A 13,626-nucleotide genomic window follows, 5' to 3' on the forward strand; every position below is an offset into this window, starting at 1 on the left:
TTTGGCGGAGTTGGGGTGAGACGGGGGTCACAGCGGATCTGAAAATTCATCAGCCACGTGCGGACCGCCTCTGTCTGTGACGGCGCGGACATGGCAGGATCAGCCGGTAACTCGTGGGTAACAGAGGTCCGGCGAGGCCGGACGGGGGAGGGCCGGCCGATGTGGGCTGCACAGCGGGTCGAGGCGACCGGCGGCAAGCCGTGGGTACGTGCAGCGTTGCGGTGCGGGGCGATGCTCGCGGTGGCCGCCCTCGCGCTCCCGCTGGCCGGCACGGCGTACGCGGCCCCGGAGCCCCAGCCCACCATCACCGTCGCGCCCGGTGCCGACCCGCTCGCCAGCGCCAAGGCCACCCTCGGCCCGATGCTGCAGCGCCTGCACCAGCTCTACACGGAGGCCGAGGCCGCCACCGAGACGTACAACACCAGCGTGGACAAGCTCAAGCAGCAGCAGGCCGCCCTGGCGGACCTGGGCGTCCGGCTGGCCCGTCAGCAGGCCGCCGTCGACGCCGGCACCGATGTCGCGGCCCAGCTCGCCGGCGCCCAGTACCGCAACGGCAACGCCTCCGAGTTCGCCGACCTGCTGCTCGCCAAGGACCCGTACGAGGCGGTCGTGATCGCCGAGCTGCTCCAGGCGGCCGGGCGCTCGCAGTCGGTCTTCCTGGACAAGCTGAAGGCCGACCGGGCCGAGCTGACCGGGCTCCAGCAGCAGGCCCAGGCCGCCCAGGTGCAGGCCCAGGCGCTCGCCACCCAGCAGGAGCAGTCCAAGAACGAGGCGGCCAAGCGGCTGCAGGCGGTCGAGGACATGGTCGGCTCGCTCACCGGCGCCCAGCGCAACGAGCTGGAGCAGCTGGAGAAGCAGCAGGCCGACGAGGCACAGCTGGCCTTCCTCGCCTCCGGTGCGCTCGGCAAGGGGGAGCGCACTCCTTCGGCGGCCGGGCGCAAGGCGGTCGCGTACGCGCTGGCGCAGCTCGGCAAGGACTATCTGTGGGGCGGTGAAGGTCCGAACATGTTCGACTGCTCCGGGCTCACCTCGCAGGCGTGGCTGCACGCGGGGCGTCCGATCCCGCGGACCAGCCAGGAACAGTGGGCGGAGCTGCAGCACGTGTCGCTGAACCAGCTGCGGCCCGGCGACCTGGTGATCTACCACGCCGAGGCGACCCACGTCGCGATGTACATCGGCGGCGGGCTGGTCGTGCAGGCCCCGCACACCGGTGCCGTGGTGAAGATCTCTCCGGTCGGGATGATGCCGATCCTCGGCGCGGTCCGGCCCGACCCGGGGGCGGCGGCGGACGACCAGGGCGGGGCGTGGAAGGTGCCGGACGTCGCCCAGTCGGCGGACGACGTCACCCCGATCAAGCCGTCGAAGCCGTCGACCCTGCCGAAGCCGGCGCCGACCGGTACGCCGAGCCCGACCGCCACGCCGTCCACCGGCCCGTCCGGCACCCCGTCGTCGACGCCGTCCGGTTCGCCGTCGAGCTCTCCGTCGACCGGCGGGCCGGGCACGCCGTCGGGCACGCCGTCGGGTTCGCCGTCCGGTTCGGCGTCGCCCTCGCCGTCCGGCTCCCTCTCGTCCTCGGGCTCCCCGTCCCCCTCGGGCCGGGGCTGACGCGCACTCAGCCGGCCGCCCCGGCGGGGGCGGCCGGTTCGGGTGCCAGCTGCAGCTCGGGGCGGCCGGTGACCAGCAGCCAGGCGGGCAGCGCGGCCACGCAGAGGATCGGCAGCAGGGCCAGGTCGGGCACGATCGCCGCAGCCGTGAACAGGCTGAGCCAGCCCTGTCGGGTGGTCGCCATCAGCAGGCCGAGGATCGCGCAGACCACCGCCAGCGCGGGCGGTACCGAGGGGACGAGCGTGCTGATCGCGAAGCCGAACGCCACTCCGACGAACACCGCGGGGAAGATCCGGCCGCCGCGGAAACCGGAGCCGGACGCGACCAGCAGCGCGATCAGTTTGACCGCCGCGAGCCCCAGCAGGCCCCAGAAGCCGTGACCGGTGTAGTCGGCGGCGAGCTCGTTGGTCTGGGCCAGCCCCTTGAAGAGGGTCAGCTCCCCGCCGAGCGCGCCGAGGACGCCGAGCACGAGGCCGCCCGCAGTCAGCATCGCCACCGGGTGCCCGATCTGCCGGAACGCCCGGTGGACGGCGGGGAACGCCTGGATGGCGGCCAGGCCGAGCAGCGCGCCGAGGGCGCCGGTCAGCAGTGCCCAGAGCAGGTCGAGCGGCCGGGCGCCGGGGTAGCCGGGGACCTTGACCAGGAACTCGTTCCCGGCGATCAGCTCGGCGGTGAGCGAGCCGGAGACGGCGGCGACCAGCGGGGCGAAGAGCCGGTCCCAGAGCGCACCGGGTCCGGGCAGCTCGGAGAGGACCAGCGCCGCGGCGACCGGTGAGCCGAAGAGCGCGCCGACCGTCCCGGCCACCGCCAGGGCGGCCCACGGGTCGGGCCCGGTGGTGGGCCGGAAGCGGCGTCCGAGCCAGTAGGCCAGCGCCACGTTGATCATCGTGATCGGGTTCTCCGGGCCGAGGCTGACGCCGCCCGCCAGTGCCAGCACGGTGGCCACCGCCAGGCCGGGGATGACGTACGGGGGCTGCGGCGGGTCGACCAGGCCGGTGGTGGCCGGGTCCGGGCCCGCGTGGCCGGGCGCCTTCCAGGCCGTCAGGCCGACGGCGGCACCGGTGGCGGTCAGCACGAGGATGATCCACCAGGGGCCGAAGCCGTCGACACCGAGGCCGCCCGGGATCGAGCTCCAGAGCAGCCGGCCCACCCGGTCGGCGACCCGGCTGAGGGCGAGCAGGAGCAGGCTGGAGCCGATGCCGACCACGATCGCCGGGACGACCAGTGGGACCAGCCGTCCCGCCGGGGTCGCCGGGCGGCGCACCGGGCGGTCGGGGGAGTCCGGGGAACCGGGGTCCTCCGGCGGGCCGGGGGAGTCCGGGGCATCGGGGCCGCCGGGGCTGCCGGGGGTTTCGGGGCCGCCATGGCCGGCGCTGTCGTGCGGGACTGCGTCGGCCATGGCGGTACCTCCGGGGTCGTCCCATGCGGATGGGTGTCAGATTAGTGGCAAATCCGACATTTCATCCGAAGGGTCCGACGGAGTGTCACCCGTGCTCGCCGTCGGGGGCGGTGTCGGCCTCGAAGCGGATCACCACGGCCTTGGAGGTGGGCGTGTTGCTGATGTCCGCGGTCGAGTCCAGCGGGACCAGCACGTTGGTCTCCGGGTAGTACGCCGCCGCGCCGCCCCGGGCCACCGGGTAGGGCACCACCCTGAAGTGCGGTGCCCGGCGCTCGACGCCGTCCTGCCACTCGCTCACCAGGTCCACGTACGAGCCCTCGGTCAGCCCGAGCTCGTCGGCGTCGGCGGGGTTCACCAGGACCACCCGGCGGCCGCCGGTGATGCCCCGGTAGCGGTCGTCGAGGCCGTAGACGGTGGTGTTGTACTGGTCGTGCGAGCGCAGCGTCTGGAGCAGCAGCCGGCCCGCCGGGACCTCGGGGGCGGTCAGCTCGTTGACGGTGAAGTTGGCCTTCCCGGTGGTGGTCGGGAAGGTGCGGCTGTCGCGCGGCCCGTGCGGGAGGGCGAAGCCGCCGGGGCGGCGGACCCTGGCGTTGAAGTCCTCGAAGCCCGGCACGACCCGGGCGATCCGGTCCCGGATGGTGTCGTAGTCGACCGCGAAGTCCTCCCAGGGGAGCTGGTCCTCGGGGCCGAGGGCGGCCCGGGCCAGCCGGCAGACGATGGCCGGCTCGGAGAGCAGTTCCGGGCTCGGCGGGCGGAGTCCGCCGCGCGAGGAGTGCACCATGCCCATCGAGTCCTCGACGGTGACGAACTGGTCGCCCTTGGCCGTGCGGTCCCGGTCGGTGCGGCCGAGGGTGGGCAGGATCAGCGCGCGGGCGCCGGTCACCACGTGCGAGCGGTTGAGCTTGGTGGAGACGTGCACCGTCAGTCGGCAGCGGCGCATCGCGGCCTCGGTCACCTCGGTGTCGGGCGTGGCGGCGACGAAGTTGCCGCCCATCGCGAAGAAGACCTGCACCCGGCCGTCGCGCATCGCCCTGATGGTGTCCACCGCGTCGTAGCCGTGGTGGCGCGGCGGCTCGAAGGCGAACTCCTTGCCGAGGGCGTCCAGGAAGGCCGTGCCGGGCCGCTCGAAGATGCCCATGGTCCGGTCGCCCTGCACGTTGCTGTGCCCGCGCACCGGGCAGACCCCGGCGCCCGGCCGGCCGACGTTGCCGCGCAGCAGCAGGAAGTTGACCACCTCGCGGATGGTCGGCACGGAGTGCTTGTGCTGGGTCAGGCCCATCGCCCAGCAGACGATGATCTTCTCGGAGGCCAGCACGAGGCGGGCCAGCTCCTCGATCTGCCCGTACGGCAGACCGGTCGCGGCCTCGACCTCCGCGCGGTCGGTGGTCCTGGCCTCGGCGGCGAACTCCTCGAAGCCGAGGGTGTGCTCGGCGATGAACGCCTCGTCGACGGCGCCTTCGGTGGCGAGCAGGATCCGGTTCAGGGCGCGGAACAGGGCGAGGTCGCCGCCGAGCCGGATCTGCAGGAAGAGATCGGTCAGCTTGGTGCCCTGGCCGACCAGGCCGCGGGCGTTCTGCGGGTTCTTGAACCGCTCCAGGCCGGCCTCGGGCAGCGGGTTGACGCTGACTATCCGTGCGCCCGCCCGCTTGGCGCGCTCCAGGGCGGAGAGCATCCGGGGGTGGTTGGTGCCCGGGTTCTGGCCGGCCACGATGATCAGGTCGGCCTGGTAGAGGTCCTTGAGGCTGACGCTGCCCTTGCCCACGCCCAGGGTCTCGGTGAGGGCCGAGCCGGACGACTCGTGGCACATGTTGGAGCAGTCGGGCAGGTTGTTGGTGCCGAACCTGCGGGCGAACAGCTGGTACGCGAAGGCGGCCTCGTTGCTGGTCCGGCCGGAGGTGTAGAAGGCGGCCGCGTCCGGGGTGTCCAGGTTCCCGAGTTCGTCGGCGACGATCTCGAAGGCGCGGTCCCAGGAGACCGGGACGTAGTGCGAGGCACCCTCGTCCAGCAGCATCGGCTGGGTGAGGCGGCCCTGCTGGCCGAGCCAGTAGCCGGAGCGCCCGGCCAGCTCCGTGATCGAGTGGGCGGCGAAGAAGTCGGCGGTGATCCGGCGCTCGGTGGCCTCCTCGGCGACCGCCTTGGCACCGTTCTCGCAGAACTCGGCGGTGTGCGTCTTCCCCGGCTCGGGCCAGGCGCAGCCCGGGCAGTCGAAGCCGTCCGGCTGGTTCACCTTGCGCAGGGTGGCGAGGGTGCGGCCGGGGCTCATCTGCTGCCCGGCCATCCGCAGGGTGTGGGCGATCGCGGGGAGGCCGGCGGCGGCGTGCTGCGGCGGTGCCACCTGCGGCGCGTCCTGCACCGGGTCGCTCTGCGGGGCCTGCTTGGCCATGACTGCCCACCTCCTGCTCACCAGGGCTCGCGCACCTTTGCCGGGCCCGGTGCATCCTTTCACCTGCGGCGCCCGACCGGGAGGCGGGTCGGCGGGCAGTGTCGTGCGGTGGACGGCGGGGTGCGAAGGGGCCACCAGGCGCCCCCCTCGGGGCGCGGGGCCCGCGCGCGGCGGAAGGCGACCGCGTTCGGCCGGGGCCGTGGCCGGGCCGCACCCCGACGGCCCCGGTGAGGTGGTGCACCTCACCGGCTGGGGGCCGGTACGGCGATGGCGTCCTCCGTTCCGCGCGGTGCCCCGGGCCCGTCGGGGGCGGCCCGGTCGCCCTCGCGGGCGAGGGCGCGCAGGAGGGCGCGGGCGGCCGCGTCGTTCTGCCGGAAGGCGGGGGCGTCGGTGCGGGGGCGGGCGAAGGCGGCGTAGGCGCGGCCGTTGGTGTGCGGGCCGAGGGCGGTGCGGCGGGGGTGGGGAGTGCCGTCGAGGGCGGGGTCGAGGACGCGGCCGTCGCCGGGAGCGGTGGTCAGGAGTCCGGAGCGGTGGGTGTGGGTGCCGTCGGCCACGACCTCCTCCTGGATCTGCCCGGCGCGGTGCAGGGCCCGCAGGACCGGGTCGCCTGTCCTGGCCAGGAAGTGCCTGGGCAGGTAGCCCTCGATCAGGGCGGTGGCCCGGACGGTGTGGCCGGGGACGGTCGCACTGGTGGCGAGGAAGGTGCCGGTGGGTTCGTCGAGTTGGACCCGGAGGTCCGCGCCGAGGAACCGCAGGACGCCGGCCTCGGAGAGGGCGAGCAGCTGGCGCAGCCGGAAGCCGGGCGGCCCCGAGGCGAGGAAGTTGAAGAAGCCGGACCACCAGCCGTCCAGTTCGTCGGCCACCGAGCGGGCGGTGAGCCGTCCGGAGGCCGTCAGCCTGGGGAGCTGGGCGTAGAGCGAGAGCAGGGCGAGGAAGGCGCCGAGGTCGGCGCTGTGGCCGGGGTCGGCGCGGCGCTCGGTGTCGGCGGCGAGGTGGGCGCGCAGGTGCTGCTGGAGTTCCCCGGGGCCGGCGAAGCGGAGGTGGGCCAGCGGGCGGTCGAGGGCTTCGAGGTCGAGCCGGTCGGCCGGGTCGGGGACGGACCGGGCGATCAGGTCGGCGAGTCGGGAGTCGTACCAGCCGTGCCGGTCGTAGCGGGCGAGGAAGTCCGCCCAGGGGAGCGTGGTGCGTTCGGGGTGGGCGTGGAACAGTTCGTGGTAGTGCCCGAAGCCGATCTCCTTGGCCATCAACGGCCAGACGTCACGGCGGAGTTCGAGCGGGCCGGGCCGCTCGAGCAGGGCGTCGACGGCGGCGGTGCCGAAGTAGCGGGGCAGCGGTGCGGGCGGGCCCTGGAGCCGGTAGCCGGTCTTGGAGCGGTACGGGACGCCGCGCCGGGAGCCGGCGTGGATCACCGGCTCCCGGCCGGAGGGCCGGTAGCGCAGGCCGTCGGCGGTCTCCTCGTAGCGTCCGCCGCGCCCCTCGGTGAGCAGGGCGACCAGGTCGACGAAGGCCAGCCCGAGGCCGCGCAGGACCAGGTGCTCGCCGGGGGCTATCCCGGAGAGGTCCGCGTCGGAGGAGAAGGCGGGGGGCAGGTGGAAGCGGCCGTGCCGGGCGGCGAAGGCGGCGGTGGCGGCGTGCCGGGGCTCGGGGGCGGAGTCGAGGTGTCCGAGGGTGAGGACCACCTGGTCGGCGGTCAGGACGCGCTCGGAGAGCCGCACCAGCTGCGGACCGTCGGGCCCTCCGGTGACCGAGCGGGCCCTGTCGCGGTGCACGGTGACGGTGACGTGGGCGGGCAGGTCGGCGACGGCGCGGCGGAACACCCAGTCCAGGTAGGCGCTCTGGGCCCGGCGGGTGGGGAAGTCGGTGGGGGCCAGGGCGCGCAGCTCCTCCCGTACGGCGGGGTCGGCGACCGGGGCGTACGGCGCGAACTCCGCCATGCCCCGGGCCCACTGGGCGAGCGAGGGGCCGGGGCGGACGGGTCCGTCGATGGTCGAGGACTCGTCGGTGAACATGGTGACGTCCTCGGCCATCGAGTTCATCCGCAGCAGCGGCGACTGCTCGTGCCGCCAGATCCGGCCGCCGCCGGGTGGGTAGGGGTCGACCAGGTGGATCTCCAATGGCCGTTCGGCGGGCAGCAGTTCGGCGGCGTTGGCGGCGATCCGCTCCAGCAGTCCGGTGCCGCGCGGGCCCGCTCCGATGATCACCAGGGAGTTCAACGCCGGCTCCCCGGGGTGGTGCCGAGCGCCGAACGGAGGCGTTGCAGCGGGGTCGGCGGCAGATCGCCCCGGGTGCTCCCGCGCGCGTAGTGGCGTTCCAGGTGGTACTGGCCGGCCGAGAGCACACTGGTGACCGCGATGTACCAGAGGGTGGCGACCAGCAGCAGCGGGATGACCTGGTAGGTCTGGTTGTAGATGACCTGGGCCGAGTAGAGCAGGTCCTGCACGGCCAGCACGCTGACGATGCTGGTGCCCTTGAGGGTGCCGATCAGCATGTTGCCCGCGGTCGGCACGATCGAGCGCATCGCCTGGGGGACGACGATCCGGCGCAGCACCCGGGACCGGCGCAGTCCGAGCGACTGGGCGGCCTCCAACTGCCCCTGGTCGACCGAGAGGATTCCGCCGCGCACCACCTCGGCGGCGTACGCGGCCTCGTGCAGGGTCAGTCCGATCACGGCGGTCAGGGTCGGGCCGAGCAGGTTGACGGTCCGCACGCTGAACAGCTCCGGACCGTACGGGATGCCCAGTTCGATGACCGGGTAGAGCGCGCCGATGTTGAACCAGAACAGCAGCTGGACCAGGACCGGAGTGGCCCGGAAGATCCAGACGTACCCCCAGCTGAGTGTCCGCAGCACCGGGTTGCCCGAGAGGCGGCAGACGGCGAGCAGGGTGCCGAGGGCGAAGCCGAGCACCATCACGACGGCCGTCAGCCAGAGGGTGAGGACCAGGCCGTTCACGATCGCGGTGGTGGTGAAGTACCGGCCCACCACGTCCCACTGGAACGCCCGGTTCCGCACGACGGATCCGAGCAGCAGCGCGAACAGCAGCAGGGCGGCGGCGGAGCCGGCCAGCCGGCCCGGCCGGCGGCGCGGCACGATCGGCAGCTCGCCGTCGGCGGCGGCCGGGTCGCGCGGTGGGGCGGGGGCGGGCAGGACGTCGTGCGTGCTGGCCATCAGAGGGGCTCCAGGGGTGGGCGGACCGGGCAGCGGTCGTCACGCGCACTGCCGCGCCCCTCAACGCGGCCGGAGCCGACGCGACTTGGCGGGCTCCTCGGTGCACACTCACTCCGGCCAGGATCGTACGCATGCCCGATCCCGCACTGTCAAGGTGTGTCCGGGCGGAGGTGTGCGGCTCGAAGCGCCGCCCGGCAGAAGGGAGTTCGAAGGCGGACCCCCGGGTCGGTCCCCGCTCCGCCGGCCGCGTTGCCCCCGTGTGAACAGATCCGGGCGGTGGTTGACGGATCGTGAGCCGCACTGCTCAACTTGACGGCATGAACGCCGAGCAGCCCCTGGTCACGCGCGGCCACATCGACTTCGGTCGGGTGTGGTCCGCAGCGTGTTGCGGCTGACCCGGCAGCGGGCCGTCTGACCGGCCCTTCCCCTCCTTCGGAGACCTCCCTCGGTGCCCCGTTCGCGGGCCGGGACCCCGTCCGCCCGGACGGATCGCAGGCGCACGCTGCCGCCCTCCCCGCTCACTCCGGCTGATCCACCGTCACGCACCGCTCCCTCCGTCCGAGTTCGCTTCGGTCCGCCCGGATCCCCGCCGCGCCCCGCCCGGGCGCCATGCCCACGTGCCCCGCCCGGGCGCCATGCCCACGTGCCCCGCCTTCGGGCGGCACCACCGAAAGGTCCTTCCCCATGCCCGTCGAGTTCCTCGGCATCGCCGCCACCGGCGACGGCTCGGAGACCAACCCCCGTACCACCGCCGCCTTCGACCGCGACTACACCCTGCGCCTGGCCCGCGCCCACGAGGAGTACGGCTGGGACCGGGTCCTGTTCGCGTACGGTTCGGGCTCGCCCGAGCCGGCGGCCGCCGCCGCGTACCTCGCGTCGAAGCTGGACCGGCTGCAGATCCTGCTTGCGCACCGGCCGAACGTCTCGTACCCGACCTTCGCGGCCAAGACCTTCGCCACCCTGGACCAGATCAGCGACGGCCGCCTCACCGTGCACTTCATCACCGGCGGCAACGACCACGACCAGCAGCGCGAGGGCGACTTCCTCACCAAGGACCAGCGCTACGACCGCACCCGCGAGTACATCGGGATCGTCAAGAAGATCTGGACCACCCACGAGCCGTTCGACCACGAGGGCGAGTACTACCGCTTCAACGACTTCGTCGCCGACGTCTTCCCGGTCCAGCAGCCGAGGCCCGGGGTCTCCTTCGGCGGTTCCTCGCCGGCGGCGTACGCGGCCGGTGGCGCCGAGGCGGACGTCTACTGCCTGTGGGGCGAGCCGCTGGCGCAGACCGCCGAGCAGATCGGCAGGGTCAAGGAGGCCGCGCTGGCGGCCGGGCGCACCGAGGCACCGAGGATCCAGGTGGCCTTCCGGCCGATCATCGCGCCGACCGAGGAACTCGCCTGGGAGAAGGCGTACCGGACGGTGGACGCGATCAGGGCCCGGAAGTCCGAGGGCCTGGTCCGGCACCGCCGGCTCGGCGACCGGACGCCGGAGAACACCGGTTCGCAGCGGCTGATCGAGATCGCCGAGGCCGGGGAGCGCTACGACCGCGCGCTGTGGACCCCGACCGCCGCCGCGACCGGCGGGGGCGGCAACTCCAACGCGCTGGTGGGTACGCCCGAGACCGTCGCGCAGGCCCTGCTCGACTACTACGACCTCGGCGTGGACATCCTCTCCGCCCGCGGCTACGACCTGCTCGACGACGCGATCGACTTCGGCCGCCACGTGATCCCGATCGTCCGCGAGGAGGTCGCCAGGCGCGACGCCGAGCGCACCGCCGCGCAGGCCGCCGCGCGCGAGGACGACCGGCGGCAGCTGATCGCGGCACAGGCATGACGCTGCTCACCGAGGTCCGCCGGGTCGGCCTGGACGACCCGCTCACCGAACCTCTGGTGCGCGAGCTCACCGAGGAGTACGTCAGCCGCTACGGGCCGTCCGCGCACGAGGAGATGGCCCGCTACCCGGCCGCCGCGTTCGCGCCGCCGGACGGCCTGCTGCTGCTCCTGCTGGCGGACGGGCAGCCGGTGGCCGGTGGCGCGTACAGGCGCCACGACGCGCGGACCGCCGAGCTGAAGCGGATGTGGACCCACTCCGGGCACCGCCGCCGGGGCCTGGCCCGCCGGGTCCTGGCGGAGCTGGAGTCGGCCGCCGCGCAGGCCGGCTACCGGCGGATCCACCTCACCACCGGGCCGCTCCAGCCCGAGGCCAGGAGCCTCTACCTGGCCGCCGGCTACACCCCGCTGTTCGACGTGGCGGCGGACCCGGTGGGACCGCTGCCGTTCGAGAAACACCTGCACCAAGCAACGACCGACACCCGAGAGGCCCAGACCCCGTGAGACGCCTGTTCCCGGCCGCCGTCCTGCTGCCCGCCCTGGTCCTGACCGCCTGCAGTTCCACTCCGGGCACCACCGGGCCGGCTGCCGGGGCCGGGAGTTCCGCCGTCGCGGCGGCGGGGCAGGACGTGGTCTCGGGGGTGCGGAAGGTGGACGCCGTCGCCGCCCTGCTGCCCGAGGACGTCCGCCGGGCGGGCACCCTGAAGCTGGGCGGCTCGGTCGGCAGCCCGCCCACCGCCTTCTACCCGGACCCGGCCACCAGGAAGGCCGCCGGCCTGGACGTGGACTTCGCCGACGCGGTGGCCAGGGTGCTCGGCATCACCGTCCAGCACGAGACCGCCGCGTTCGAGACCATCCTGCCCGCCCTCGGCAGCGGCAAGTACGACGTGGGCACCGGCAACTTCGGCGTCACCGCGGCACGGCTGAGGACCATCGACTTCGTCACCTACATCGACGACGGGCAGGGCTTCGCGGTCAGGAAGGACGACACCTCGCTGCCGCCCGTCACCGACCTCTTCCAGCTCTGCGGTCTGACCATCGGCACCGGGGTGGGCACCACCTTCGAGACCACGCTCAACGCGAAGAAGAGCGTCTGCACCGACGCCGGGAAGAAGCCGTACGAGGTCAAGGCGTACTCCGACACCGGCGCGGTGCTCACCAGTCTCCAGCAGGGCAAGGTCGACACGGTGATGTCCACCATCAACGGCCTGCGCTACCAGGCGTCCCAGCCGGCCTCGGGGACCCGCTTCCTGAGCGAGTTCCACCGGCTGGACGTCGGCTTCGCCTTCAAGAAGGGCTCCCCGCTCACCCCGGCGTTCCAGGCCGCGGTCAACGAGCTGATCAAGGACGGGACGTACGCCCGGATCCTGCAGAAGTGGGGCACCGCCGACTCCGCCGTCACCGAGTCGAAGATCAATCCGCCCGAGCACCCGTGACCCGCCGAACCCGAGCGCCCGTGACCGCCGAAGGAGCACCCCCGTGACCACCGTCGCCACCGAGACGCCGCCGTCGGCCAGGCCGACCGACGGCCTCGCCGAACTGCCCGTCGTGCCCGCCCGGCACCCCTGGCGCTGGCTGGCCGGGGCGGTGGCGCTGGTCGTGGTCGCCCAGTTCCTGCACGGCCTGGCCACCAATCCGGGCTGGGACTGGCAGACCTTCGACGCCTTCCTGACCGCCGGCACCATCCTCAGGGCGGTCTGGGTCACCGTCCAGCTCACCTGCTACGGAACGGTCCTGGGCTTCGTCCTGGGCGCCGTGGTGGCCGCGCTGCGGCTCTCCCGCAGCGCGATCCTGCAGACCATCGCCTGGACCTACACCTGGGCGTTCCGCTCGATCCCGCTGATCGTCCAGCTGGTCTTCTGGTTCAACCTCTCCTACCTCTACAAGCGGCTCGGCATCGGCGTCCCGTTCGGCCCGACCGTGTTCAGCTTCGACACCGTGGACCTGCTCGGCGCCCTCGGCGCGGCCGTGCTCGGGCTGGCGCTGCACCAGGCCGCGTACGCCGCCGAGATCATCCGGGCCGGGGTGATCGCGGTGGACGGCGGGCAGCTGGAGGCCGCCGCCGCCCTCGGCATCCCGCGGCTGCGGCAGGCCCGGCGGATCGTCCTGCCGCAGGCCATGCGATCCATCCTGCCGACCGCCGGCAACGAGGTGATCTCGCTCTTCAAGGGCACCTCGATCGTCTACGTGATGGCGATCGGGGAGCTCTTCTACCAGGTGCAGGTCATCTACGGCCGCACCGGACGGGTCGTCCCGCTGCTGATGGTGGCCACCGTCTGGTACGTGGTGCTCACCACGCTGCTGACGGTGCTCCAGTACTACGTCGAGCGGTACTTCGCCCGGGGCGCCGAGCGCACCCCGCCGCCGACGCCCCTGCAGCGCGCCCGTGCCTTCGTCAGCCGGGTCCAGTCCGCCCGGCGAGGCGCACCGACACCGATCGGAGACCGCTGAATGCCCGCGATCATGGTGGACGTCCGCAACGTCCACAAGCACTTCGGCCGGCTGGAGGTCCTGCGCGGGGTGGACCTCCAGGTGCCCACCGGGTCCGTGACGGTGGTGCTCGGCCCGTCCGGCTCCGGCAAGTCCACCCTGCTGCGGGCCATCAACCACCTGGAGAAGCTCGACCGGGGCCACGTCTCCATCGACGGCGAGCTGATCGGCTACCGGCGCTCCGGCGGCAGGCTGTACGAGCTGCGCGAGCGCGAGGTGCTGCGCCAGCGGACCCACATCGGCTTCGTGTTCCAGAACTTCAACCTCTTCCCGCACCTCACCGTGCTGGAGAACATCGTGGAGGCGCCGGTCAGCGCCCTGCGCAGGCCCAGGGCGGCCGCCCGCGCGCACGCGCTGGAACTCCTGGCCCGGGTCGGGCTGGCCGAGAAGGCCGGCGCCTATCCGCGCCAGCTCTCCGGCGGTCAGCAGCAGCGGGTCGCCATCGCCCGCGCGCTGGCCCTGGAACCCAAGGTGCTGCTGTTCGACGAGCCCACCTCGGCGCTCGACCCGGAGCTGGTCGGCGAGGTCCTGGACGTCATCAAGGACCTGGCCAGGGCCGGCACCACGATGATCGTGGTCACCCACGAGATCGGCTTCGCCCGCGAGGTGGCCGACACCGTGGTCTTCATGGACGGCGGGGTGGTGGTCGAACAGGGCCCGCCGGCCGCCGTTCTGGACGACCCGCAGCACGAGCGCACCCGCGCCTTCCTCTCCAAGGTCCTCTGATCCCCGTCGCCCGGCCCGTACC

The 13,626-nt window shown here is 73.4% G+C and carries 10 protein-coding genes; 6 read left to right on the top strand and 4 right to left on the bottom strand.

The features are described from left to right. Nucleotides 1-159: 159 nt before the first annotated feature. Nucleotides 160-1,605, top strand: a complete 1,446-nt coding sequence (locus ACFC1R_RS03360; protein ID WP_375931880.1) for a C40 family peptidase — start codon at nucleotides 160-162, stop codon at nucleotides 1,603-1,605. 7 nt (nucleotides 1,606-1,612) lie between these two features. Here ACFC1R_RS03360 and ACFC1R_RS03365 read toward each other — a convergent pair whose 3' ends face one another. From ACFC1R_RS03365 to ACFC1R_RS03380, 4 genes are all read right to left on the bottom strand, one after another. Continuing rightward, a complete protein-coding gene (locus ACFC1R_RS03365; protein ID WP_375931883.1) occupies nucleotides 1,613-3,004 on the bottom strand; it encodes an ion channel protein in 1,392 nt (463 codons plus the stop codon). An 85-nt stretch (nucleotides 3,005-3,089) separates the two neighbouring features. Further along, nucleotides 3,090-5,387: an FdhF/YdeP family oxidoreductase gene (locus ACFC1R_RS03370; protein ID WP_375931886.1), complete on the bottom strand. Its 2,298-nt coding sequence runs from the start codon at nucleotides 5,385-5,387 to the stop codon at nucleotides 3,090-3,092. A gap of 242 nt (nucleotides 5,388-5,629) precedes the next feature. After that, nucleotides 5,630-7,600 carry an FAD/NAD(P)-binding protein gene (locus ACFC1R_RS03375; protein WP_375931889.1) on the bottom strand — a complete coding sequence of 657 codons (1,971 nt, stop codon included), beginning with the start codon at nucleotides 7,598-7,600 and terminating at the stop codon, nucleotides 5,630-5,632. Beyond that, the gene (locus ACFC1R_RS03380) at nucleotides 7,597-8,553 is read right to left on the bottom strand and encodes an amino acid ABC transporter permease (RefSeq protein WP_375931892.1); all 957 of its coding nucleotides are present in this window, start codon (nucleotides 8,551-8,553) and stop codon (nucleotides 7,597-7,599) included. The genes ACFC1R_RS03375 and ACFC1R_RS03380 overlap by 4 nt, the downstream gene beginning before the upstream one ends. 684 nt (nucleotides 8,554-9,237) lie before the next feature. Here ACFC1R_RS03380 and ACFC1R_RS03385 point away from each other — a divergent pair. The 5 genes from ACFC1R_RS03385 to ACFC1R_RS03405 are packed head-to-tail and all read left to right on the top strand — an operon-like array spanning nucleotide 9,238 to nucleotide 13,604. Then, nucleotides 9,238-10,392, top strand: coding sequence for an LLM class flavin-dependent oxidoreductase (locus tag ACFC1R_RS03385; protein WP_375931895.1), 1,155 nt, complete (start codon nucleotides 9,238-9,240; stop codon nucleotides 10,390-10,392). After that, a complete protein-coding gene (locus ACFC1R_RS03390; protein WP_375931898.1) occupies nucleotides 10,389-10,892 on the top strand; it encodes a GNAT family N-acetyltransferase in 504 nt (167 codons plus the stop codon). The genes ACFC1R_RS03385 and ACFC1R_RS03390 overlap by 4 nt, the downstream gene beginning before the upstream one ends. After that, nucleotides 10,889-11,824: an ABC transporter substrate-binding protein gene (locus ACFC1R_RS03395; protein WP_375931901.1), complete on the top strand. Its 936-nt coding sequence runs from the start codon at nucleotides 10,889-10,891 to the stop codon at nucleotides 11,822-11,824. The genes ACFC1R_RS03390 and ACFC1R_RS03395 overlap by 4 nt, the downstream gene beginning before the upstream one ends. A gap of 43 nt (nucleotides 11,825-11,867) precedes the next feature. Next, on the top strand, nucleotides 11,868-12,839 hold the full coding sequence (locus ACFC1R_RS03400) for an amino acid ABC transporter permease (RefSeq protein ID WP_375931904.1): 972 nt from the start codon (nucleotides 11,868-11,870) through the stop codon (nucleotides 12,837-12,839). Then, entirely contained in the window at nucleotides 12,840-13,604 is a 765-nt protein-coding gene (locus ACFC1R_RS03405) for an amino acid ABC transporter ATP-binding protein (protein WP_375931907.1), read from the top strand. The last annotated feature ends 22 nt before the right edge of the window (nucleotides 13,605-13,626 follow it).

It is taken from the genome of Kitasatospora sp. NPDC056138, from assembly GCF_042264695.1.
Lineage (GTDB): Bacteria > Actinomycetota > Actinomycetes > Streptomycetales > Streptomycetaceae > Kitasatospora.

Coding starts and splice junctions, on each gene's coding strand:
- ACFC1R_RS03405 (WP_375931907.1), top strand. CDS start 12,840: ATGCCCGCGATCATGGTGGACGTCCGCAACGTCCACAAGCACTTCGGC.
- ACFC1R_RS03365 (WP_375931883.1), bottom strand. CDS start 3,004: ATGGCCGACGCAGTCCCGCACGACAGCGCCGGCCATGGCGGCCCCGAA.
- ACFC1R_RS03360 (WP_375931880.1), top strand. CDS start 160: ATGTGGGCTGCACAGCGGGTCGAGGCGACCGGCGGCAAGCCGTGGGTA.
- ACFC1R_RS03385 (WP_375931895.1), top strand. CDS start 9,238: ATGCCCGTCGAGTTCCTCGGCATCGCCGCCACCGGCGACGGCTCGGAG.
- ACFC1R_RS03370 (WP_375931886.1), bottom strand. CDS start 5,387: ATGGCCAAGCAGGCCCCGCAGAGCGACCCGGTGCAGGACGCGCCGCAG.
- ACFC1R_RS03390 (WP_375931898.1), top strand. CDS start 10,389: ATGACGCTGCTCACCGAGGTCCGCCGGGTCGGCCTGGACGACCCGCTC.
- ACFC1R_RS03380 (WP_375931892.1), bottom strand. CDS start 8,553: ATGGCCAGCACGCACGACGTCCTGCCCGCCCCCGCCCCACCGCGCGAC.